This is a genomic window from Tianweitania aestuarii, assembly GCF_018457165.1.
Lineage (GTDB): Bacteria > Pseudomonadota > Alphaproteobacteria > Rhizobiales > Rhizobiaceae > Tianweitania > Tianweitania aestuarii.
This window is the reverse complement of record NZ_JAFMNX010000001.1, coordinates 277908-299505: the sequence shown is the minus strand read 5'-3', so window position 1 is coordinate 299505 and position 21598 is coordinate 277908. Positions and strand designations below refer to the sequence as shown.

The following is a 21598-nucleotide window of genomic DNA, read 5'->3' as shown; positions in this document are numbered from 1 at the left end:
TCATGCTGAGCGGCGAGGCAATCCAGAATTCGGTTGCCGGCGCCTGGTCCGTCATGCTCGGCCGCAAGGATGCGCTGAACCGTCTCGACGTATCGGCCGACGGCTTTTGGGATTCCTTCTGGGCGATCCCGCTGACCCTCCCACCTCTGCTTCTAGCCTGGGTCACGAGTGCCGCGATGTTGACCGAGGGCGGTATCGACCAGAGCAAGCTCTCGATCGTCCTGCGGCTCGCTTTTGTTGATTTCGCCAACTGGCTGGTGCCGCTGATCGCTTTGGCGCTGATTGCCCGCCCTATCGGCATCTCGAAGCGCTTTGCGCCTTATGTCGTGGTGTCGAACTGGGGCACGCTGATCATGATGTGGCTCGGTTTGCCGATCATGCTGATGTCGCTGTTTTCGCCGGATTCGAGGAGCTTCGCCGATGTGCTCGGCTTCATGCTGTTTCTCGCATCGCTTCTGTTTTCCTGGCGCATCACCCAGGCGTCGCTCAACACCGAAGTCGGCACCACGATCGCGGTTTTCGTGGGAATGACCTTCTTGTCGATCCTGCTCGTGATCCTGTTGCAGCCGATGCTCGGTCTTACGATCCCGGCGTGACCGCGTCGTAATCCACCCCGGTCAGAAACAACCCGTCTGCCGGCGCCATCGCCCCGCAGCGCTTGCGGTCGCACGCTTCCAGCGCATCCTGAACCATGTCGGCCGTCCAGGCACCCTCGCCCACGCGTTTCAGCGTGCCCACCATCGAGCGCACCTGATTATGAAGAAAGGCGCGCGCGGACACGATGAAGTCGATCGCCTCGCCGCTGCGCACCACATCCAGCCTGTCCAGCGTGCGTTCGGGGTTCTTGGCCTGGCAATGCACGGATCGGAAGGTCGTGAAATCGTGCCGGCCGACGAGCCGCTGCGCAGCCTGCGCCATTGCGTCCGCATCCAGCATGCGCGGCACGAGCCAGGCCTGACCGACATCGAGCGCCAGCGGCGCGCGACGGTTGATGATGCGATAGCGGTAATGCCGTCCGGTTGCGGAAAAGCGCGCGTTGAAGCTTTCATCCACCTCTGTTGCGCTGAGGATCGCGACCCGGTGGCCGGCCATGCGCAGATGCGCGTTGATCGCTCCCATCACGGTGCGCGCCGGCCACGGCTCGCTCAGATCGACATGCGCGACCTGTCCCGTTGCGTGCACGCCGGCATCGGTGCGCCCTGCACCCTGAATGCGCACCTCTTCGCCGGAATAAGCCTGGATCGCGTCCTGGATCGCGCCCTGAACGCTGGGCAGGCCCGTTTGCATCTGCCAGCCGGCAAAGGCGCTGCCGTCATATTCGATATCGAGGCGGTAGCGCGGCATCGCCGTCAAACGAGCCGGGTGCCGGCACCGAAACGATGACCGCTGAGGAAATCGCGCGCCGCCATCGGCTTGCCGCCCGCTTTCTGCACCTCGATCAAGCGCACCGCACCGTCACCGCAGGCAACGAGACCGTCGCCGTCGAAGATCGTGCCGGGCGCGCCCGACCCATCAGCCTTTACCGAGCGCAGCAGTTTCAGCCGCTCGACCTTGCCGCCGAGCTCCACCTCGCACCACGCGCCGGGGAAAGGCGCCAAACCACGGATCGTGGCGTCGATCTCGCTTGCCGCACGCGTCCAGTCTATACGCGTTTCGGTCTTCGAGATCTTGGCGGCATAGGTCGTGCCTTCGGCGGGCTGCGAGCGCATCGGCAGCGTGCCCGCTTCGAGCTGTTTCAGCGCGTCCACCATCAAGGGCGCGCCAACCTGCATCAAGCGGTCATGCAGATCGCCGGCCGTCATTTCGGGCGTGATCGGAACGCGCTGTTCCAGACAAATCGGGCCGGTATCCAGCCCTTCATCCATCTTCATGATCATCATGCCGGTTTGCGCATCGCCCGCCATGATCGCACGCTGGATCGGAGCCGCCCCGCGCCAACGCGGCAGAAGCGAGGCATGGCCGTTGAAGCAGCCGAGCCGCGTGCCGAGCAAGATCGGCATCGGCAAAAGAAGGCCATACGCCACCACCACGGCGACATCGGCCTTCAGTTCGGCAAAGGCCGCCTGTTCGCTCTCGCTTTTCAGGGATACGGGGCTGCGAACCTCGAACCCGAGGCGCTCGGCCACGGTCTGCACGGGGGAAGCAACCAGTTCCAGACCGCGACGACCGGCAGGCCGCGGCGGCTGGGTATAAACGGCTGATATCACGTGCCCGGCCTCGGCAATCGCCTCAAGCGTGGCCGCCGAAAAAACCGGCGTGCCCATGAAGATGAGGCGCAGCGCCATCAGCCAACCATGGGCGACGATGAGCGGGCCACCGGCGGGCGATCCTTGGCGAGCTTCTTGAACTTGCGCACCACCATGTCGCGCTTCAGGCGCGAGATATGGTCGATAAACAGAACGCCATCGAGATGGTCGATCTCATGCTGCAAACAGGTCGCGAGCAGGCCGTCCGCGTTGATCTCGTGCTTCTTGCCGTCGAGATCCTGATACGCGACGGTGATGGCGGCGGGGCGCTCCACGTCGGCATAGTAGTCGGGGATTGAAAGACAGCCTTCCTCATGCACGTTGATCTCGTTCGAACGCGTGAGGATCTGCGGGTTGATGAAGACCTGCGGCAGCTTCGGCTCGTCTTCCTTGGCAAGGTCGATCACCAGCATACGGATCGGTTCGGCAACCTGGATGGCGGCGAGCCCGATGCCCGGCGCGTCATACATGGTTTCGAACATATCGTCGGAAAAGCGTTTCAGGTCGGCGTCGAAACGCTCCACCGGCGTGGAAACCTGGCGCAGCAACGGGTCGGGAAGGATAACAAGAGGACGGAGAGACATGGGTGTTCACCTAAGTCTTCGCATCATCGCCGTCAACGATCCCAAACGCAATGTTCATGTTTTGATCTTATGCAGATCCTTCGAATCGCATAGGCTTCTCCGATGAACCGTGTTCCCGACCTGTCCACACCGCTGTTTCGCCTGGGCGCCAGCACCGTTTCATTGGGAATGGCGCTGGTTGTGGGTGCCATTCTGGTGGGCGTTCTGGTGTTCCTGTTCGTGCTCGCTCTGCGCCGCGCCACCGGCGGACAGGCCGCGCTGCAGGCCGAAGCGCTGGAGCGCGCGCGGCAGAACGAACAGCGCATGGCCGCCCTTCTTCAAGCACAATCCGAGATGCAGGGCCGCATGGGCGCGCTGGCGGAGGTGTTTTCTTCCCGTCAGGCCGAGCTCAACCGCTCGATCGGCGAGCGGCTCGACGGCATGACCAACCGGCTCGGCCATTCGCTCACCGAACAAACCCGCGCCACGCACGAAAACCTCGCCCGCCTGCAGGAGCGGCTGGTGGCGATCGACACAGCGCAAAACAACATCCAGTCGCTCGCCGGCCAGGTCGTGCAGCTGCAGGCGATCCTGTCCAACAAGCAGACGCGCGGCGCCTTTGGCCAAAGCCGCATGGAAGCGATCGTGGCCGATGGGCTGCCGCAAGGCGGCTACGAGTTTCAGGCGACGCTCTCCAACGGCAACCGCCCGGATTGCCTCATCCGCATGCCCAACAACACGCCGTCGCTCGTGATCGACGCCAAGTTTCCGCTGGAAGCCTGGAACGCGATCCGCGCGGCCGAAGACGACACGGCAAAGCGCATGGCCACACAGGCGTTCCGGCGCGACATCGAGATCCATGTGCGCGCGATCGCCGACAAGTACCTGATCCCGCAGGAAACGCAGGACACAGCCTTCATGTTCGTGCCTTCGGAATCGATCTTCGCAGAGATCCACGAGCACTTTGAGGCGATCGTGCAAAAGGCGCATCGTGCCCGCGTGGTGATCGTGTCGCCCTCGCTCCTGATGCTGTCGATCCAGGTCGTGCAGGCGATCCTGAAGGATGCCCGCATGCGCGAACAAGCCCACCTCATCCAGCGCGAGGTCGTGCGCTTGATGGAAGATGTGGGTCGCTTGGACGATCGCGTGCGCAAGCTGCAGGGCCATTTCGGCCAAACAACAAAGGACATTGACGACATCCTCGTATCCACCAAGAAGCTCACCAGCCGCGGCGCGAAGATCGAAGCGCTCGAGCTTGGCAGCGAGACCGTCGGCGAGGACGCGCCCGCGCCGCCGCGCCAGGGGCGCACCATTCACGAGCCGAAATCGGGCCCGGAGCCAAGAGCCGGCAGCGATGTGCGATCGGCGCAGCTGCATCTGCGCGTGGTGGATGAAGACTGAACAAAAAAAGGCGGCCCATCGGACCGCCTTTTTTCTTATCTTCTGAGAACCGTTTAGCGGTTCACGCGAGCCTTGCGGGCTGCGTATTTCGCATCGCGCTTGGCCTTGCGATCGGCTTCGTCGGCCAGAAGGCGTGCGATCTGGTCCTTCTCGGCTTCGGCCTTTGCGAGCGCTTCGCGCTGGGCTTCTTCCTCGGCCAGGCGCAGCGCTTCGGCTTCGGCTGCTTCGCGCGCGACGCGCTCGGCTGCTTCCTGCTCTTCACGCTCGCGCTTCATGCGCGCTTTTTCTTCCTCGCGCTTGGCGCGGGCTTCAACGATTGCCTGTCGTTCGGCCTTGCGAGCCTGTACTGCCGGATCGTCCTCAGCCGGCTTTGCCTTGAAGCGCGCAAGCATAGCCTGCTTTGCCTCGTTGGCTGCCTTTTGACGATCCGCGAAATCCTGTTCCTTAAAGCGAGCCAATGCCGCCGCCTCTCCATACAATCTATCTTGGGGATAGGTGTGTAATGAGGACTCGCGCCGTCAGTTTCAAGACCCTAGACGCGGCTTTTGGGTCACACTGCCGCTTTGTTGCGCTTTGAATCGCAAGAAAGACTGTTCACCAGCACCATCTGGCCTCTGCCAAGCCGGCATCATAGATCTGGCACGACAAGAAGGAGATGCGCCATGCAGCTTGGTCTCTACACATTCGCCGATGTCGATCCCGCCCGCGCCAACTCCGGCGAAGCACCGGCCGAGCGCTTGAAGAACCTGATGGAGGAGATCGAACTGGCCGATCAGGTCGGTCTCGACGTGTTCGGCCTGGGCGAACATCACCGGCCTGACTACGCGGCCTCCGCGCCCGCCGTGATCCTCGCCGCCGCAGCGCGCAGCACGAAGCAGATCCGCCTCTCGAGCGCGGTTACCGTTTTGTCCTCCGACGATCCGGTGCGGGTGTTCCAGCAATATGCCACGCTCGATCTTCTGTCGAACGGCCGCGCCGAGATCATGGCCGGACGCGGTTCCTTCATCGAGTCCTTTCCCTTGTTCGGTTATCAGCTGGAAGACTACGACGAGCTGTATTCCGAAAAGCTCGATCTCCTGATCAAGCTGCGCGACGAAGTCGAGATCACCTGGGAAGGCAAGATGCGGCCGTCGATCCATGGCCGCGCCGTTTATCCCCGCCCCTTGCAGGAAAAGCTGCCGATCTGGATTGCCGTTGGCGGCACGCCGCAGTCGGTGGCGCGCGCCGGTCATCTCGCTCTGCCGCTGGCGCTCGCCATCATCGGTGGGGAACCGCATCGCTTCGCGCCCTTGTTCAACCTCTACCGTCAGGCCGCCCAGCGCGCCGGCCACGACGCCGCGTCCTTGCCCACCAGCATCAACGTGCATGGCTATGTCGCCGAAACCAGTCAGGCGGCTGCCGATGAGTGGTATGGTCCGCAGGCCGAGGTGATGAACCGCATTGGTCGCGAACGCGGCTGGGGTCCGACAAACCGCGAGCATTTCGAAGCGGCCCGGTCACCACGCGGTGCGGCCTTCGTGGGCAGTCCAGCCGAGGTGGTCGACAAGATCCTCGCCAACCACGCGCTGTTCAAGTTCGATCGTTTCCTGATCCAGATGGCGATCGGCCTGATGCCGCATCACCAGATCATGAAGGCGATCGAGCTGTTTGGAACCAAGGTCGCACCGGAAGTGCGCAAGGCCGTTTCCGCAGGCTGAGGCGGCGCGGCACCGATTGGCAAGGCCATGCTCCCGTGGCCGGCAACAAAAAAGGGCTCCGCTTTGAGGCGAAGCCCTTTTCACTTTGTTTCAGCCGATCAGCAAGGTCCGCGATCGACGATGCGGAAGCCTGCATTGTCGGCTTCGCAAGCATTCGGGAAGGTCCGTTCGCGGCCACCGCGACGCGCACAAACAGGCTTGAACTCGCGCGTGCAGAAACGGTCGGACTGCGGCGGACGCGATGGTCCCGGTCCAAAGCCGGGGCGCGGTCCGCTTTGCGGTCCACGACGGCATTCGCCGCCGTAAGCGACGCGGAAGCCGGACGTATCGGCGACGCAGGCATTGGGGAAGGTCCGGCGATCGCCGCGGCGCTCGCCGCAGACCGGTGCGAATTCACGCGTGCAGACCTGATCCGGACGCGATGGAGGGCCGGGACGAACCGGCACAGTGTGAGCCTCGTAAACAACGCCGCCCGCCGTGCAGCTTGCTGCAAACGCAGCCAGTCCAAGCACAGCAATCCGCGCACAGCGTGCAACAGCTTTTCCGTTGAGCGACATCCCGTCTCCTTCAAAGAATCGGCTGCAAGACTGCGCAGCTTCGTTGCCACACTTTGCCGGATGACCATCAACAAGGCAATGCGGCGCGATTGCCTACCCATCTTGGACCTGAAATCCGGCATACCTATATCAGCAGCATGACCCTGCTCTCCGTTCTCGATCTTTCGCCCGTGCCGTCCGGCAGCACTGCCGCCCAGTCACTGAAAAACTCACTCGATCTCGCCCGTCATGCCGAGGCGCTTGGCTACAACCGCTATTGGCTGGCCGAGCATCACAACATGCCGGGCATCGCCAGCGCGGCGACGGCCGTGGTGATCGGCCACATCGCCAACGGCACGTCCACCATTCGCGTGGGCGCCGGCGGCATCATGCTACCGAACCATGCGCCATTGGTAATTGCCGAACAGTTCGGCACGCTGGCCGCGCTGTATGGCGAGCGCATCGATCTCGGTCTCGGCCGCGCGCCGGGAACGGACATGCTGACTGCCCGCGCTCTGCGCCGCAATCTCGAAAATGGCGTCGACAGCTTCCCGAACGACGTCGTGGAACTGATGAACTATTTCCAGCCCGTACAGGAAGGCCAGCGCGTTCAGGCCGTGCCCGGTGCCGGGCTCGATGTACCAGTGTGGATCCTCGGCTCCAGCCTTTACGGCGCGCAGCTCGCCGCCATGCTGGGTCGTCCCTATGCCTTCGCCTCGCATTTCGCGCCGGCCGAACTCGACAACGCGATCGCCATCTACCGCCAGCGCTTCGAGCCGTCCGAAACCCTGGCGAAGCCTTACCTGATGCTTGGCGTCAACGTCGTGGTGGCCGACACGGATGAGGAAGCGAAATACCTGTTCAGTTCGCAGCAACAGTCATTCGTCAATCTGCGCTCCGGTCGCCCCGGCCTTCTGCCGGCACCCGTGCGCGATTACGAAGACCAGCTCGACATGAACGGCCGCATGGTGCTCGATCATGCACTGGCAGCCGCCCTTGTGGGCTCGCCGGACACGGTGAAGCGCGGATTGGAAGCCTTTATCCAGCGCACCGGTGCCGATGAGCTGATGGTCACCGCGATGATCCACGATCACGAGGCGCGCAAGCGCTCGTTCGGCCTTATGTCGGACCTTTACCAAGCTCTGCCGGCCGCAGCCGCCTGATCATCGGTCCTTGCAGGCTCCTCCAGGGGAACCTGCAGGGACGCTTTGCGTTAGGTGCCAATCCCGGCGCTCGCATTTCGCGACAAGCGGGGGCCGGGATCTTTTATGAGCAATACGCCAGCCGCGGTTTCTACGGATGAAGCCTCGATCGCCGAAACTGCATCGAGTGACCTCGCCAAACTGCGCCGGCTCGTGTTGGGTCTGTTCCTCATATCCGCGTGCAGTGCCTTGTATTTCGCCCGCGACTTTTTCATGCCAGTGGTTCTGGCCTTTCTCGTTGCCATGACGCTCACGCCGATCGTGCGCTTCCTGCGCAAGCGTGGTGTGCCGTCGGCTCTTTCGGCAACCCTGCTCGTGGTGGCATTCGCCACCGTGTTCGGCTTGCTCGCCTATGTGGTCAGCGGTCCCGCCATTACGCTGGTGAACGATGCGCCGAGCATCGGCCGCACCCTGGCGGAACGTTTGCGTCAGCTTCAGCGGCCGATCGAGCGCATCAACGACATCATGCAGCAGTTCGACACGATGACCGGTCAGGTCACCGATCCGAACATCGAGCAGGTCGCCCTCGCCCAACCCGGCGTCGTCAGCCGTGCTGCCGGGTCGGTGCTGTCGATCGGAACCTCTATCGGTATCACGCTCGTTTTGGCGCTGTTTCTCCTGGCCTCGGGCCAGATGTTCTACGAAAAGATCGTCCAGTCCTTCGGCCGCATGTCCGACAAGAAGCGCGCCTTGCGCGTGGTCTATGACGTCGAGCGCGAGATTTCGCGCTACCTTCTGACCATCGCTCTGATCAACAGCGGCCTCGGCGTCGCCATCGGTACCGGCCTTTGGATCATCGGCGTGCCGAACGCCATCCTCTGGGGCGTCATGGCCGCCTTGTTCAACTTCCTGCCCTATATCGGCGCGCTGACCACCATGCTGGTTGTGGGCGTGATTTCGATCGTCAGCTTCGACTCGCTGTCTTACGCGCTGCTTGGTCCGGGCTTCGTTCTGTTCTGCAACCTCATGGAAGGTCAGCTGCTGACACCGCTGATCCTCGGACGCCGGCTGGAACTGAATGCCGTCGCCATCTTCATCGCCGTTGCCTTCTGGTCGTGGCTCTGGGGCCTCGTCGGCGCGCTGATCGCCGTGCCGCTGCTGGTGGTGATCAAGGTCTTCTGCGACAACTTCGAAAGCCTGCAGTCGATGGGCAATTTCCTTGCCGCGCAGCAGAGCATGGAGCCGGCGGAAACGGCACCGGATCCAGCGCTGCCCGAGGCGCCCAAATCCGGTCCTGCCGTTCTCGATGTGGTGACTAGTGCACAGCCTTGACGAGATCGGCGCTCGGGAAGCAGGTCGGCGTCATGCCGTTCTTGGCCTGCCACTCGCCGATCGAGCGCCGCGTCTTGTAGCCCGGTAAGCCATCCGCACCGCCGACATCGTAGCCCTGTTTTTCGAGCCCGCGCTGCATGGCGGCGACGTCGGAGCGATATAGTTTGTCCACGCTCCCCCATTTGCCTTTGAAGGCGCTGCCGCCTGCCGTGATTCGATCGGCAGCGTTGCCGACGAAGAGCGCATACAGGTCGCTCGTGTTGTAGTCCTTCAACACGTAGAAGTTCGGCGTGACGATGAAAGCTGGCCCGTTGGTGCCCGCTGGAAGCAGCAAAAAGCCCTCTTTGGACATTTCTTTTGCCGGAAATGCGCTGCCACTCACCCGTTTTGCGCCAAGTTTCGCCCAATCTGCGAAGCTTTTACCCCGGTCCGGCCCCTCCAAAGAGCACGCAATCGACCGCGGCAGCGTGACTTCGAAACCCCAGTCGCGCCCTGTCTGCCAGCCATGATGTGCCAAGTAATTGGCGATCGAACCCAGCGTATCCGGCACCGAAGTCCAGATATCGCGCCTACCGTCGCCATCCATATCCACCGCATGGTTGATCAGGGATGACGGCAGAAACTGCGGCTGCCCAAGTGCGCCGGCCCATGAGGATTTCATGTCGGACTTGGCCGCCCAACCCTTCTCCAGAACCTGGAGCGCCGCCAGAGTTTCCTTTCGAAACAAGTCCTTACGGGTCGACAAAAACGCCTTGGTGCTCAGAACCTCGATGGCGTCATAGGGGATCTTGGCGCGCCCGAAACCGGATTCACGCCCCCAGATCGCCAGCACGATACCAGACGGAACGCCGAAACGCTGTTCCACCGCACGCAGCGTCCGCGCATGTTCGCTTGCCCGCGCCCGCCCACCGGCCTGCACCGAACCAATTGTTTTCTCAGCGAAATATGCGCCGGGCGCACCGAACTCCGCTTGATGCTGGTTTTTCGGCGTTGCCGGTTTCTGCCCTGGCAAAACGAGGTCCGGCAGCTTCAGGTTCGGCGTGACACCCTTGAAGGCCGCATCGAAGGTCGCGCGCGACACACCCGCCGCCTTGGCATCCGGCCAAAGGCTCTGATCGAGCCAGGTGCGATACTGCGCATCAACGCTCTGCGCTTGCGCCGCACCCGAAAAGCTCAACAGGATCAATGCGATGACTATGGAAAGCCGTGTCTTCATCGATCTATCCTCCAAGCGTTCAGAATGCTGTTCGCGAGCGCAGCGCCGCCGTCAGCGTGCCTTCGTCGAGATAATCCAGCTCGCCCCCCACCGGTACGCCATGCGCGAGCCGCGTGATCTTCACGTTCATGTCAGCCAGCTGATCAGTCACGTAATGCGCCGTGGTCTGGCCTTCGACCGTGGCATTCACGGCGATGATGACCTCGCTCACCCCGCCTTCTGCCACACGCGAAACAAGGCCGCGGATGTTGAGATCGTCCGGTCCGACACCATCCAGCGGCGACAGCGTGCCGCCCAGAACATGAAACTGCGCGTTCATGGCCCCTGCCCGCTCCAGCGCCCAGAGATCCGACACGTCTTCAACCAGAATGATCGTGCCGGTATCGCGGCGCGGATCGGAGCAGATCATGCAGGGATCGACCGTATCGATATTGCCGCAACGCGAGCAGATCCGCACTCTCTCGAGTGCATCGCCCATCGCAACCGTCAGCGGTCCGAGCAGCTGCTCCTTCTTCTTGATCAGGTGCAGGGCCGCACGGCGGGCCGAGCGAGGCCCGAGCCCCGGCACTTTGGCCAGGAGCTGGATCAGCTTCTCGATCTCGGGTCCGACGATACGTTTCGACATGGTGCGTCACCAAAAGCCAAGGGGCCGGCAGATGCCAGCCCCGAAAAAAATCAAGCGTTTCAGCTTAGAAAGGCAGCTTCATGCCGGGCGGCAGCGGCAGGCCGGACGTCATCTCGCGGGTCTTTTCCTGCGTGATGGCCTCGACCTTGGCGCGCGCGTCGTTGTGCGCGGCAAGGATCAGGTCCTCGAGAATCTCGGCTTCCTCAGCCTTGATGAGCGACGGATCGATCTTGAGCGCCTTCATCTCGGACTTGCCCGACAGCGTGATCGAAACGAGGCCGCCACCGGACTGACCGGTCGCCTCGATCGTCGCCATCTCTTCCTGCATCGTCTGGAATTTGGCCTGCATTTCCTTGGCCTTGCTCATAAGGCCCATGAGATCCTTCATACGGACATCCTTGTTAGAGTTCGTGAGGCTTGTTTCTAGAGTTCGTCGGGATCGTCGAGGCCCGGATCAATCCCCGGATCGATCACGGGATTGTCCAGATCGAGCTCGACATCGTCTGCGGCTTCCGGAATGCGGATATCGATGATCTTGGAACGCGGGAACGCGGCGAGAATGGCGGCCACGGTCGGATCCGCCTCCGCTTCCATCCTTGCGCTTTCGCGCTTCTGCGTTTCGATCTCGGCCAGCGTCTGACCGCCTTCTTCGCGCGAAACCGTGACCAGCCAGCGCATACCCGTCCATTTCGACAGACGATTCTGGATGTCGGTCAGGAGCGTGCGCGGCGCATCTTCGGTGAGGTTGATCTCGAGTTTGCCCGGCTCGATGCGAACCAGCCGAACGCAACCCTTGACGCCGATCTTGAACGGCATGTCGCGCGCCGCTTCGGCCAGCGCAACGATATCGTTGAGCGAGGCAACCTTGACGGTCGGCTCAGGCGCAGGCTGAACAGCCGTCTGCATCGCCGGTGCTGGCGATGCCTCGGTCTGCACCAGCCGCATCGTTTGCGCGCCACCACCTGCCGGCATCATGCGCGCGGTCGATACAGCCGAAGCCGCTCCCCCACCGCCATTGCCGCCGGAAGGAAGCGACGGGCGTCCACCACCATTGCCGGACGGTCGCGTTTCAGACGGCGCAGCGCCATTGCCTTTGAGCACGTCATCCAGCGTCGGCAGTTCGGCGGCATGCGCCAAGCGGATCAACACCATTTCGGCCGCACTCACCGGGCGAGCGGCAGTCTGAACCTCCGTGATGCCCTTCAAGAGCATCTGCCAGGCGCGCGACAACACCCGCACCGACAGGGTCTGCGACAGCGCCGAACCGCGCATGCGCTCCGCTTCGGATAGCGAGGCATCTTCTGACGCTTCCGGCACATAGCGCAGGCGCGTCACAAGATGGGTGAACTCGGCGAGATCGGTGAGCACGGTCGCCGGATCAGCGCCGGTGTCATATTGCGCGCGCAGCTCGCCCAAAGCCGCCGCGACATCGCCTTGCATGATGTGCTCGAACAGGTCGATCACGCGCGTACGGTCGGCCAGACCGAGCATGGCGCGAACAGCCTCTGCCGTCACCGTGCCGGAGCCATGGGCGATCGCCTGATCGAAGATCGACAGCGAGTCACGCACCGAGCCTTCAGCCGCGCGTGCAATCATCGCCAGCGCTTCCGGCTCGACGGTGATCGTTTCTTTCTCAGCAATGGAGCCGAGGTGGCCCGTCAGCAATGCGGCATCGACGCGGCGCAGGTCGAAGCGCTGCGTGCGCGACAGCACCGTGATCGGCACCTTGCGGATTTCAGTTGTCGCGAAGATGAATTTCACATGCGGCGGCGGTTCTTCAAGCGTCTTCAACAGGCCGTTGAAGGCCTGCGTCGACAGCATGTGAACTTCGTCGATGATGTAGACTTTGTAGCGCGCGGAAACCGGCGCATAACGCACCTGCTCGATGATCTCGCGGATATCGTCGATGCCGGTATGAGACGCCGCATCCATCTCGATCACGTCGACATGGCGGCCTTCCATAATGGCCTGGCAATGCTCGCCCAGCGCTTCCAGTGCCACGGATGGCCGATCGATCTCAGCTGTCTTGTAGTTCAGCGCACGGGCGAGAATGCGGGCGGTGGTAGTTTTGCCGACACCACGCACACCTGTCAGCATCCAGGCCTGGGCGACGCGGCCAGTGTCGAAAGCGTTGGTGAGGGTGCGCACCATCGGCTCCTGGCCGATCAGCGTGGTGAAATCGGCCGGCCGGTACTTGCGGGCAAGAACGCGGTAGCCCGCGGCGCTCGACGACCCTTGTCCAGCTTCGCTCATGCGCTCGCGCTCTTCCTTTTGAAACGGGCTGTTCGACTCACGGCGCGCCGATTGTCCTGCGCCAGATACGCCGCGTCAACGCGGACATTCTTTGATACGCCGCGTCAATGCGGACGATGCTTGCCCGACCTTGAAGGGCAAGACGGTGGGAGGCTGACACGATGACCCGTTCCAGAATCGTTAGGGCTGCTTCCTTCCGGACCTGACCCGGTTGGCGAGTGGATCGTCCACCAGCCAACCTCCCGGGGCTCATATCGTCAATCAGAACGGGTTTTGCAAGCGGTGAGTGTCGATCGCGGCGTGGCAAATGTGTGATGCAGAAAATGAATCTTTACCCCATGCCGCGCCATGGCTTGCGAGCTTTCACGGGCGGGACTAGCCTCATTGTTTCAAGCTCTTTGCAGTTTACGGGGATTGTTTCATGGACACGCCGCACCGCACGGTCGGGTTTGCGCTCGACGCGCGTCTTGAAGGCGATAGCGAGCACGTGATGTGGCTGAGCCTGTGCGAGCTGCGGCTCATGAACGACAGTCGCTGGCCTTGGCTGATCCTCATTCCGCAGCGGCAAAGGATCGCCGAGGTGCACGAGCTCACCCCGCTCGACCAAACCATGCTCACCTTCGAAACCAACATGGTTGCGGAAGGGCTGAAGAAGCTTACCGGCTGCGAAAAGATCAATACGGGCGCGCTGGGCAACATCGTGCGCCAGCTGCATATCCATGTGATTGCACGCAACCCCGGCGATCCCGCCTGGCCCGGCCCCGTTTGGGGCCATGGTCTGCGCGAACCCTATCGTCGCGAAGCCATTCACGACCTGTCGGCTCGGGTGCAGGCCGCACTCTGAAATCTCGAGCCGGAGCACCTATGGCTTTCTTTCTGTTCGACCGCCCCGAGCGTGAGCCCAGCGCCTTTGTCGGCTTTGCCGGCAATGTGCTCGACCGGCAATCCGAAACACGCGACGATGATTGCGTTCCACGTGCCCTGCAGGACCCGCATACACGGCTGATGCTGCTTTCCGGCTCAAGGCTGGTGCTGCGCCTGGAAGGCGAGACGGTCGCACCCTTCTTCACACGTCAGGAAGTCGAGGCGCTTGAACAGAAGCCTGCCGACGCGATCCTGCTCGGGCATGACGATGGAGGTCCACTGCTTGCGCTGGACACCGAGCTTGATCCCGAGACTTTGCCGGCCAACCTCAAGGCGATCGATCATCGCTCGATCTATTCGCAAGGCCTGCTCGATTCAGCTACGCTCGGCGCTCTGGCACAGGCCGCTTCGCTGGCCATCTGGAACCGCACGCATCGCTTTTGTGGCCGTTGCGGCCATCAGACCGAAAGCCGCATCGGCGGCTACAAGCGTGTTTGTTCAAACTGCGCTGCCGAGCATTTCCCGCGCACCGATCCCGTGGCGATCATGCTGACCGTCAGGGATGATCGTTGTCTGTTAGGCCGCAGCCCACATTTCGCGCCCGGCATGTTTTCCACACTGGCGGGCTTCATCGAGCCGGGCGAAACGATCGAGAATGCCGTGCGGCGCGAAACGCTGGAGGAATCCGGTATCCGGATCGGGCGCGTCGCTTATCATGCAAGCCAGCCCTGGCCGTTTCCGCATTCGCTGATGATCGGCTGCTTCGGTGAAGCCTTGAACGACGACATTCAGCCCGATCTGACGGAACTGGAGGACTGCCGCTGGTTCAGCCGGACGGAGGTCCGCGCCATGATTGCCGGGGGCCACCCCGAGGGTCTGCTCGTGCCGCCGCAAGGTGCGATCGCCAGCCACCTGATCCGCTTCTGGGCGGATCAGGATTGAAGTCTTGCCCGGCGCTTAGTCGGCCAGCTTCCACTCGTCGCGGGACTGGCTGGCCGGATAAACACCGAGAATGCGCACTTCGCGCGAGAAGAACTGCAGCTCTTCCAGCGCGAGCGTCACGTTGTAATCGTCGGGATGCCCTTCAATATCGGCGTAAAACAGCGTCGCGGTGAATTCGCCGAGTTGGTAGCTTTCGAGCTTGGTCATGTTGACGCCGTTGGTCGCAAAGCCACCCATCGCCTTGTAAAGGGCGGCCGGCACGTTGCGGACGCGGAACATGAACGTCGTCATCATGCGCTCGTCGGCAGCAAGGCGCGGCGCGCGCTTGTCTTCCTTCGACAGCACCACGAAGCGGGTGACATTGGTGTCGGTGTCTTCGACATTCTCTTCAAGGATATCGAGACCATAAAGGCTTGCGGCAAGCCGAGGCGACAGGGCGGCCATCGTACGATCCGCCGTTTCAGCCACGAGCTTGGCCGCACCCGCCGTATCGCCGGCAATCACCGGCTTCCAGCTGTTGGAACGGATATATTTGCGGCATTGGCCCAGCGCATGAATATGGCTGTGGACCGATTTGATCTCCTCGCGCGCCACACCGGGCAGCACCATCAGCTGAAAATGGATCGGCAGGAAATATTCGCCGACGATATGCAGCCGCGATTCAGGCAGAAGATGGTGGATGTCGGCGACGCGGCCCGCGATCGTGTTTTCGATCGGGATCATCGCGAGATCGGCAGCGCCGGATTCAACGGCGTTGAACGCATCCTCGAAGGTCGGGCACGGCAGCGGCTCCATGTCCGGAAACATGTCACGGCAGGCAGTATCCGAATTGGCGCCGGGCTCGCCCTGAAACGAGATGCGGTTGGTTCGAGCAATCATATCAATCAGTTCCGGGACAGGAGTTCACGGGCGCGTTCGAGATCTTCGGCGGTGTCCACGCCAAGCGGTACGGCATCCACGAGCGCGACATCGATGCGCATGCCATCTTCCAGCGCACGCAGCTGCTCCAGGCTTTCGCGACGCTCAAGGGTAGAGGGTGGCAAGGACACGAAGCGCTCCAGAGCGCGGCGGCGGTAAGCGTAAAGGCCGACATGGTGGTAAAGCGGTCCCTGCCCCCAGGGCGCCGTCGCGCGGGTAAAATACAGCGCGCGCAATCCGCCCTGTGTGTTGGGCGAGCCGACGATCTTCACGACGTTCTTGTTGGTCTTTTCTTCTTCGCGGGTGATTTCCACGCCGAGCGTGCCGATGTCCACGGCCGCGTCCTGCAGAAGATCGACGGCGGCGCGGATGATCTCCGGTTCCACCGTCGGCAGATCGCCCTGAACATTGACGATCGTGTCGACGCTGCCGTCAGGATCGAGAAGGGTCTGCGCCTCGAAAATGCGGTCAGAACCGGATTCATGGTCGATCCGCGTCATCACGGCTTCGAAGCCATGCGCGGTCACAACATCGAAGGTTTCCTGCGCATCCACCGCCACAACCACACGGCCGAGATTGGCCGAAGTGGCCTGTTCGGCGACGCGCACGACCATCGGCTTTCCAGCTATGTCGGATAAAGGCTTGCCCGGCAGGCGGGTGGAAGCCAGTCGCGCGGGGATCAGAACAAGGATCGACATGGAAGCTGAACAGTCCGGTTCGAGGGCATGAAAGTGTCAAATCGCCACATGCGGCGGCGTTCTTATAGGTGTTGCAACCCTTCCGCAAAAGACCTAGTTTCCCGCCGATTTTACCGGCTTTGCTGCCGGTATGGGGATTCGGCGCGGGCAACAAAAATGCGCCGACCGGGAGATCGAGGCAGGGAGCGGTATCCGCATGGATTCTTTTGAAATGAACAAGATCATCGGCGCTCTGCTGGGGACCGTGTTCATCGTCTTCTCGATCAGCATCGTTTCCGAAGCTTTGTTCGCATCGCCGACGCCGGAAACGCCAGGCTTCGCCATTGCAGCCGCAGAGCCGGAAGCCGGTGCCAAGGGTGGCAGCGATGAGCCGACCGAGGAGCCGATCGCAGTGCGTATGCAGAGCGCGGACGCTGCTGCCGGCGAAACGCTGTTCAAGCGTTGCGCCACCTGCCACACGGACGATGCCGGCGGTGCCAACAAGATCGGCCCGAACCTCTGGAACATCGTGACGCGTCCGATCGCGTCCCATGAAGGTTTCAGCTATTCGGCCGGCATGAAGGACTATGCTGCGCAGGAACAGGCCTGGGATTACGAGCACCTCGACCACTTCATCGCAGCGCCCAAGGCTGTAGTGAAGGGCACGGCGATGAGCTTTGCGGGCCTCAAGAGCCCGACCGATCGCGCCAACCTGATCGCTTACCTGCGCACCACGGCCGACTCTGAAGTTCCGCTTCCGGAAGTGCCGGCCGAGGGTGCAGGCGCAACGCCGGAAGAATCGGGCGCCAATGCCGAAGGTTCGGCATCGGAAGCACCGGCTTCCGATGCCGGCCAGCCGGCAAATCCGGCAGCCGTGGAAGACAGCGGTTCGTCGGGCGTGACCGGCGCTCCACTGCCGCAGACACCTGCCGTGGAAGTTCCGGAAGGCGAAGCACCGACGGCCAGCCCGTCTTCGAGCGGCGAACCGCAGCCGAACCAGGGTTCCGCCCCGGCTGGCGCAGCCGCTCCGACCACCAACGAGCCGGCTCCGGCGGAAGGTGGCGCTGCTCCCGCTGCACCGGCCGCTCCCGCCGAGGGTGGTGCAACTGCACCGCAGGGCAACGCTGCTCCAACGGACGGTGCACCAGCGCCGGCTGAAGGCGGCGCGGCTCCGGCGGCTCCGGCAACGACCACACCCTGATCGCGCTCAAGGACGTCGGCCTCCTATGCGCCGCGTCACGCGATTGTCATGCACCATTCATGAAAAAGCCGGGTTCACCCCGGCTTTTTCTGTTTCGGCAAAGCCTCTTGCCATGCCACCTTGTTTTGCCAAACTGTCTTGCAAAGCTTCACCTGTTTCCTGACCTGAGGTGACGATGTCTTATCGCCTGCGCAACAGCCTTGTTCAAACCTTCGGAGCGGCGGCCATGATCTGGCTCACCGCAGCTCAACCGACGGCAGCGCAGGAATGGCGCACATCCTCGTCACTGATCGAGAGCGAGGAAGCCGACGCGCCGTTTGCACACTATTCCTATGTCAATCCGGATGCGCCCAAGGGTGGCACGCTCAATTCTGTGGCGTCCGGCACCTATGACAGCTTCAACCCCTTCATCGTCAGAGGAACGGCGGCTGCGGGTCTGTCGAACTTCGGCGGCCTTTTGTGGGAAACACTGTTCCAGCAGTCGCTGGAAGAGCCGGGCACCAGCCGCCCGCTTCTGGCCGATGCCATGAAGCATCCCGACGACTTTTCCTCTGCCACGTATCGGTTGAACCCGAACGCGCGCTGGCATGACGGCAAGCCGGTGACGGCCGAAGACGTCGTCTGGTCCTTCAACGTGCTGAAGACCAACAGCCCGCTCTACAATCGCTATTACGCCAACGTCACGGAAGCCGTGGCGCTGAACGATCGAGAGATCGAGTTCCGCTTCGACCAGAAGGGCAACCGCGAACTGCCGCATATCCTCGGCGATCTCACCGTTCTGCCCAAGCACTGGTGGGAAGGCACGGATGCGCAAGGCAAGAAGCGCGACATCACGCAGCCGACGCTGGAAGCACCGCTTGGTTCGGGCCCCTACAAGATCGGTCCATTCCGCCCCGGCGCTGAAATCAACTGGACCCGTGTTGAGGATTACTGGGGCGCGGACATCGCGGTGAATGTCGGCCGCAACAATTTCGACCGGCGCAAATATGTTTACATCCAGGATGACAATGCCGCCTGGCTGGCCTTCACCAAGGGCGGCCTGCAGGATGTGCGCATGGAAAACAGCTCGCGGCGCTGGTCGACCGAATATAATTTCCCGGCCGTTGAAGCCGGCGACGTGTTGAAGAACGAATATCCCGCATCAGCCTACATGCGCATGCAGGCCTTTGCCCTGAACCTTCGCCGCCCGCAGTTCCAGAACCGCGATGTCCGGCACGCTTTGACGCTGGCTTACGACTTCGAAACGCAGAACCGGCAGGCCTTTTTCGGGCTGAACACACGCATTTCGAGCTTCTATCCGGGTGGCGAGCTTGCTTCCAGCGGTGTGCCGGAAGCACGCGAACTCGAGATCCTCGAACCGTTCCGCGACCAGCTTCCGCCCGAGCTTTTCACCGAGCCTTTCAAGCTGCCGGTGTTCGACACGCCGCAATCCGAACGCGCGCATCTGCGCGAAGCGGTGCAGCTGTTCCGTAAGGCCGGATGGGAGATCAAGGGCGGCAAACTGGTGAACGCTCAAGGCGAGCAGATGAAGATCGAGTTTCTAGGCAGCGGCCCGACGGACGAGATCATCGCCGGCCCTTACCTCCAGAACCTTCGCAAGCTCGGCATCGATGCCACGCTTCGGATCGTGGATGCCAGCCAGTATGTAAACCGCACGCGGGCTTTCGAGTTCGACATGATCACCGAAAGTCTGCCGCAAACGGAATCGCCCGGAAACGAACAGCGCGATTATTGGAGCACACAGGCAGCCGATACGCCCGGATCGCGCAACACGATGGGCATCAAGGATCCCGTGGTGGATGCCCTCATCGACAAGGTGATCTTCGCCACCGACCGTAAAGACCTCATTGCGGCAACGCACGCGCTTGATCGCGTGCTTTTGTGGAACTACTTCGTGGTGCCGCAATATAGCCGACCAAACATCTGGGTCGCGTATTGGAACAAGTTCGGCATCCCGGAAAAGCAGCCGAGCTATCTAGGCGTCGATGTTGATTCCTGGTGGATCGATCCGGCCAAGGAACAGGCTCTGGCGGCCAAATACCGGAGCGTCAATTGAGGTTCGGTGCTTCGATCCCTCGGCGTTCTTTTCTGGCGCTGACCGGTGCCGCCGTTTTTGCACCGGCGTTCGGACGAACGGCTTTCGCTGCCGCCCCGACCGACACGCCGATGCACGGTCTGTCGGCTTTCGGCGCGCTGAAATATCCGCCCGAAGCCACCCAACTCGATTACGCGTCGCCGGACGCGCCCAGTGGTGGAACGTTCAACTTCACGCCGTCGTCGTGGTATTTCAACCAGAACACGCAGACCTTCAACACGCTGAACAGCTTCATTCTGCGTGGCGACGCACCGCCCCGCATGGAGCTTTGCTTCGACTCCCTCATGGGCTCGGCGCTCGATGAGCCGGATGCGCTGTATGGTCTGGTTGCAGAAACCGTTTCGATTGCCGCCGACCGCAACAGCTGGGTCTTCAAGCTGCGGCCGCAAGCGCGCTTCCATGACGGCACGCCGATCACACCTGAGGATGTTGCGGCAAGCTACATGCTCCTGAAGGATCAGGGGCATCCCGACCTCGCTCTGCCCCTGGTCGACCTACGTGCGGCCGAGGTCCTGTCTTCCGACACGGTGCGGCTGGTGTTTGATGGCAACCAGTCGCCGCGTGCGATCCTGGCGGTTGCGACCTATCCCATTCTGTCCCGCGCCAATATCGAGGAGCGCGGCGGCTTCGACAACGAACCGATGACACCTCTTCTGGGCTCCGGTCCCTACAAGGTGGGGCAGGTGCAGGCTGGTCAAACGATCGAATATGAGCGCCTGCCAGATTACTGGGGCCGCGATCTGCTTTTGAACAAAGGGCTGGATCACTTCGACCGTATCCGCATCGAATTCTATCGCGAACGGCAGGCCGCTTTCGAGGCCTTCAAGAAGGGCGAGATACTGTTTCGCCAGGAATATACGAGCCGTGTCTGGGCAACAGGCTACAACTTCCCGGCGATCAACGACGGACGCGTCGCCAAGCGGGAATTCCCGTCGGAAAAGCGCCCGACGATGCAGGCCTGGGCCGTGAACCAGCGCCGCAACCGCTTCAAGGACGCGCGGGTGCGCGAGGCGATCGGCCTGTGCTTCGATTTCGAATGGACCAACCGTAACCTGTTTTATGACGGCTATGTCCGGTCCAACTCCCTGTTCGAACTCTCCGACTTTCGCGCCGAAGGCACGCCGCAAGGCGAAGAGCTCGCGCTGCTCGAATTGCTGCGCAGCCAGCTTCCACCGTCCGTGTTCGGCGATCCAGTCATGCAGCCCCGCTCCAACGGCTCCGGCCGCGATCGCGCACTGTTATCGCGTGCGCAGAGCCTTTTGACCGATGCGGGGTTCGAACGGCGCGACGGCTTTCTGCAGAACCGCGACGGCGAGCGCCTGACGATCGAGCTTCTGGTCAATGATGATGGCCTCGCGCGCCGGGATGCGCCTTTGGTCGAGAACATGCGCGCGATCGGCATCGATGCCTCCGTGCGGCTTGTTGATCCGGCGCAATATCAGGCACGCCAGGCCAGCTTCGACTTCGACATGATCAGCGTTGCCGCCAGCTTCACCGCCACGCCCACCCGCGACGAGATGGAAACCTTCTTCCATTCGAAGACCGCCAATCGTGAGGGATCGCGCAATCTGCCTGGAACGGCCGATCCCGCCGTCGATGCCCTGATCGATGCCGTGGGCCGCGCGGAAACACGCGAGATGCTGGTGGTGGCAATGCGGGCGCTCGACAGGGTCTTGCGCGCGCGCCGCGATTGGATTCCACAGTACTACCTGGCGAATCATCGGGCGAGCTTCTGGGACATGTTCGGCTTCAAGGAGCCGAAGCCGGATTACGGCTTCCCCGTCGAGCGCTTGTGGTGGGTCGATCCGGCGAAAGCCAAGGCAATCGGCAAGGCGTGACGAGGCAAGGTTTGACGCATCAAGCGACTGAGCAGCATGGAATGGTGATCTA

General features: G+C 62.3%; 21 protein-coding genes and 1 other RNA gene. 10 read left to right on the top strand and 12 right to left on the bottom strand.

Annotated features, from left to right (window positions below; translation table 11 throughout):
• The first annotated feature begins 2 nt into the window (after window positions 1–2).
• The gene (locus JYU29_RS01460; RefSeq protein WP_213983008.1) at window positions 3–596 is read left to right on the top strand and encodes a transporter; all 594 of its coding nucleotides are present in this window, start codon (window positions 3–5) and stop codon (window positions 594–596) included.
• On the opposite strand, the gene truA is transcribed toward JYU29_RS01460, so the two are convergent.
• Genes truA through def form a run of 3 tightly spaced genes read right to left on the bottom strand, consistent with a single transcriptional unit; the run spans window position 580 to window position 2830 of the window.
• Complete coding sequence (gene truA / locus JYU29_RS01455; RefSeq protein WP_213983007.1) at window positions 580–1344, bottom strand: tRNA pseudouridine(38-40) synthase TruA; 765 nt, start codon at window positions 1342–1344, stop codon at window positions 580–582. The genes JYU29_RS01460 and truA overlap by 17 nt on opposite strands.
• 5 nt (window positions 1345–1349) lie before the next feature.
• Window positions 1350–2285: a methionyl-tRNA formyltransferase gene (gene fmt / locus JYU29_RS01450; protein ID WP_213983006.1), complete on the bottom strand. Its 936-nt coding sequence runs from the start codon at window positions 2283–2285 to the stop codon at window positions 1350–1352.
• On the bottom strand, window positions 2285–2830 hold the full coding sequence (def, locus tag JYU29_RS01445) for a peptide deformylase (RefSeq protein WP_213983005.1): 546 nt from the start codon (window positions 2828–2830) through the stop codon (window positions 2285–2287). The genes fmt and def overlap by 1 nt, the downstream gene beginning before the upstream one ends.
• A 102-nt stretch (window positions 2831–2932) precedes the next feature.
• On the opposite strand from def, the gene JYU29_RS01440 reads away from it, so the two are divergent.
• The gene (locus tag JYU29_RS01440) at window positions 2933–4210 is read left to right on the top strand and encodes a DNA recombination protein RmuC (protein WP_213983004.1); all 1278 of its coding nucleotides are present in this window, start codon (window positions 2933–2935) and stop codon (window positions 4208–4210) included.
• Between the two features lie 53 nt (window positions 4211–4263).
• On the opposite strand, the gene JYU29_RS01435 is transcribed toward JYU29_RS01440, so the two are convergent.
• The gene (locus tag JYU29_RS01435; RefSeq protein ID WP_213983003.1) at window positions 4264–4668 is read right to left on the bottom strand and encodes a DUF6481 family protein; all 405 of its coding nucleotides are present in this window, start codon (window positions 4666–4668) and stop codon (window positions 4264–4266) included.
• A gap of 204 nt (window positions 4669–4872) precedes the next feature.
• On the opposite strand from JYU29_RS01435, the gene JYU29_RS01430 reads away from it, so the two are divergent.
• The gene (locus JYU29_RS01430; RefSeq protein WP_213983002.1) at window positions 4873–5907 is read left to right on the top strand and encodes an LLM class flavin-dependent oxidoreductase; all 1035 of its coding nucleotides are present in this window, start codon (window positions 4873–4875) and stop codon (window positions 5905–5907) included.
• Window positions 5908–6005: 98 nt separating this feature from the next.
• Here the strand turns inward: JYU29_RS01430 and JYU29_RS01425 are convergent, their stop codons facing one another.
• Window positions 6006–6464 (bottom strand): Kazal-type serine protease inhibitor domain-containing protein, encoded by a 459-nt coding sequence (locus JYU29_RS01425; protein ID WP_213983001.1) that lies wholly within the window; start codon window positions 6462–6464, stop codon window positions 6006–6008.
• Between the two features lie 137 nt (window positions 6465–6601).
• On the opposite strand from JYU29_RS01425, the gene JYU29_RS01420 reads away from it, so the two are divergent.
• Together JYU29_RS01420 and JYU29_RS01415 are read left to right on the top strand one after the other, a co-directional pair.
• On the top strand, window positions 6602–7606 hold the full coding sequence (locus JYU29_RS01420) for an LLM class flavin-dependent oxidoreductase (RefSeq protein ID WP_213984194.1): 1005 nt from the start codon (window positions 6602–6604) through the stop codon (window positions 7604–7606).
• Window positions 7607–7711: 105 nt separating this feature from the next.
• Window positions 7712–8917, top strand: coding sequence for an AI-2E family transporter (locus JYU29_RS01415; RefSeq protein ID WP_213983000.1), 1206 nt, complete (start codon window positions 7712–7714; stop codon window positions 8915–8917).
• Here JYU29_RS01415 and JYU29_RS01410 read toward each other — a convergent pair.
• The 5 genes from JYU29_RS01410 to ffs all read right to left on the bottom strand — a co-directional run bounded on the left by JYU29_RS01410 (window position 8901) and on the right by ffs (window position 13253).
• Complete coding sequence (locus JYU29_RS01410) at window positions 8901–10133, bottom strand: lytic murein transglycosylase (RefSeq protein WP_213982999.1); 1233 nt, start codon at window positions 10131–10133, stop codon at window positions 8901–8903. The two genes, JYU29_RS01415 and JYU29_RS01410, sit on opposite strands and share 17 nt — an antisense overlap.
• A gap of 19 nt (window positions 10134–10152) precedes the next feature.
• Window positions 10153–10758 carry a recombination mediator RecR gene (recR, locus tag JYU29_RS01405; RefSeq protein WP_213982998.1) on the bottom strand — a complete coding sequence of 202 codons (606 nt, stop codon included), beginning with the start codon at window positions 10756–10758 and terminating at the stop codon, window positions 10153–10155.
• 64 nt (window positions 10759–10822) lie between these two features.
• Window positions 10823–11146 carry a YbaB/EbfC family nucleoid-associated protein gene (locus JYU29_RS01400; protein ID WP_213982997.1) on the bottom strand — a complete coding sequence of 108 codons (324 nt, stop codon included), beginning with the start codon at window positions 11144–11146 and terminating at the stop codon, window positions 10823–10825.
• 35 nt (window positions 11147–11181) lie between these two features.
• Window positions 11182–13011, bottom strand: a complete 1830-nt coding sequence (locus tag JYU29_RS01395) for a DNA polymerase III subunit gamma/tau (RefSeq protein ID WP_213982996.1) — start codon at window positions 13009–13011, stop codon at window positions 11182–11184.
• Between the two features lie 146 nt (window positions 13012–13157).
• Window positions 13158–13253, bottom strand: an RNA gene (ffs, locus tag JYU29_RS01390) — signal recognition particle sRNA small type.
• Between the two features lie 179 nt (window positions 13254–13432).
• Here ffs and JYU29_RS01385 point away from each other — a divergent pair.
• Window positions 13433–13855 carry an HIT domain-containing protein gene (locus JYU29_RS01385; protein WP_213982995.1) on the top strand — a complete coding sequence of 141 codons (423 nt, stop codon included), beginning with the start codon at window positions 13433–13435 and terminating at the stop codon, window positions 13853–13855.
• Between the two features lie 20 nt (window positions 13856–13875).
• The gene (gene nudC, locus JYU29_RS01380; RefSeq protein ID WP_213982994.1) at window positions 13876–14817 is read left to right on the top strand and encodes an NAD(+) diphosphatase; all 942 of its coding nucleotides are present in this window, start codon (window positions 13876–13878) and stop codon (window positions 14815–14817) included.
• Window positions 14818–14832: 15 nt separating this feature from the next.
• On the opposite strand, the gene JYU29_RS01375 is transcribed toward nudC, so the two are convergent.
• Window positions 14833–15696, bottom strand: coding sequence for a prephenate dehydratase (locus JYU29_RS01375; protein ID WP_213982993.1), 864 nt, complete (start codon window positions 15694–15696; stop codon window positions 14833–14835).
• A gap of 5 nt (window positions 15697–15701) precedes the next feature.
• Entirely contained in the window at window positions 15702–16433 is a 732-nt protein-coding gene (locus JYU29_RS01370) for a 3-deoxy-manno-octulosonate cytidylyltransferase (protein ID WP_213982992.1), read from the bottom strand.
• Between the two features lie 196 nt (window positions 16434–16629).
• On the opposite strand from JYU29_RS01370, the gene JYU29_RS01365 reads away from it, so the two are divergent.
• The 3 genes from JYU29_RS01365 (at window position 16630) to JYU29_RS01355 (ending at window position 21546) form a co-directional block, all read left to right on the top strand.
• A complete protein-coding gene (locus tag JYU29_RS01365) occupies window positions 16630–17613 on the top strand; it encodes a c-type cytochrome (RefSeq protein ID WP_213982991.1) in 984 nt (327 codons plus the stop codon).
• 169 nt (window positions 17614–17782) lie between these two features.
• Window positions 17783–19669: an extracellular solute-binding protein gene (locus JYU29_RS01360; protein WP_431192819.1), complete on the top strand. Its 1887-nt coding sequence runs from the start codon at window positions 17783–17785 to the stop codon at window positions 19667–19669.
• Window positions 19666–21546: an extracellular solute-binding protein gene (locus tag JYU29_RS01355; protein WP_213982990.1), complete on the top strand. Its 1881-nt coding sequence runs from the start codon at window positions 19666–19668 to the stop codon at window positions 21544–21546. Before JYU29_RS01360 ends, JYU29_RS01355 begins: the two co-directional genes overlap by 4 nt.
• Window positions 21547–21598: the final 52 nt, after the last annotated feature.

Excerpts from the sequence above, each read along its gene's own strand:
- JYU29_RS01430 (WP_213983002.1), top strand. The coding sequence starts at position 4,873 with ATGCAGCTTGGTCTCTACACATTCGCCGATGTCGATCCCGCCCGCGCC.
- JYU29_RS01395 (WP_213982996.1), bottom strand. The coding sequence starts at position 13,011 with ATGAGCGAAGCTGGACAAGGGTCGTCGAGCGCCGCGGGCTACCGCGTT.
- truA (WP_213983007.1), bottom strand. The coding sequence starts at position 1,344 with ATGCCGCGCTACCGCCTCGATATCGAATATGACGGCAGCGCCTTTGCC.
- JYU29_RS01400 (WP_213982997.1), bottom strand. The coding sequence starts at position 11,146 with ATGAAGGATCTCATGGGCCTTATGAGCAAGGCCAAGGAAATGCAGGCC.
- JYU29_RS01370 (WP_213982992.1), bottom strand. The coding sequence starts at position 16,433 with ATGTCGATCCTTGTTCTGATCCCCGCGCGACTGGCTTCCACCCGCCTG.
- recR (WP_213982998.1), bottom strand. The coding sequence starts at position 10,758 with ATGTCGAAACGTATCGTCGGACCCGAGATCGAGAAGCTGATCCAGCTC.
- JYU29_RS01375 (WP_213982993.1), bottom strand. The coding sequence starts at position 15,696 with ATGATTGCTCGAACCAACCGCATCTCGTTTCAGGGCGAGCCCGGCGCC.
- def (WP_213983005.1), bottom strand. The coding sequence starts at position 2,830 with ATGTCTCTCCGTCCTCTTGTTATCCTTCCCGACCCGTTGCTGCGCCAG.
- JYU29_RS01365 (WP_213982991.1), top strand. The coding sequence starts at position 16,630 with ATGGATTCTTTTGAAATGAACAAGATCATCGGCGCTCTGCTGGGGACC.
- JYU29_RS01420 (WP_213984194.1), top strand. The coding sequence starts at position 6,602 with ATGACCCTGCTCTCCGTTCTCGATCTTTCGCCCGTGCCGTCCGGCAGC.
- JYU29_RS01385 (WP_213982995.1), top strand. The coding sequence starts at position 13,433 with ATGGACACGCCGCACCGCACGGTCGGGTTTGCGCTCGACGCGCGTCTT.
- JYU29_RS01415 (WP_213983000.1), top strand. The coding sequence starts at position 7,712 with ATGAGCAATACGCCAGCCGCGGTTTCTACGGATGAAGCCTCGATCGCC.
- JYU29_RS01460 (WP_213983008.1), top strand. The coding sequence starts at position 3 with ATGCTGAGCGGCGAGGCAATCCAGAATTCGGTTGCCGGCGCCTGGTCC.
- fmt (WP_213983006.1), bottom strand. The coding sequence starts at position 2,285 with ATGGCGCTGCGCCTCATCTTCATGGGCACGCCGGTTTTTTCGGCGGCC.
- JYU29_RS01440 (WP_213983004.1), top strand. The coding sequence starts at position 2,933 with ATGAACCGTGTTCCCGACCTGTCCACACCGCTGTTTCGCCTGGGCGCC.
- JYU29_RS01425 (WP_213983001.1), bottom strand. The coding sequence starts at position 6,464 with ATGTCGCTCAACGGAAAAGCTGTTGCACGCTGTGCGCGGATTGCTGTG.
- nudC (WP_213982994.1), top strand. The coding sequence starts at position 13,876 with ATGGCTTTCTTTCTGTTCGACCGCCCCGAGCGTGAGCCCAGCGCCTTT.
- JYU29_RS01410 (WP_213982999.1), bottom strand. The coding sequence starts at position 10,133 with ATGAAGACACGGCTTTCCATAGTCATCGCATTGATCCTGTTGAGCTTT.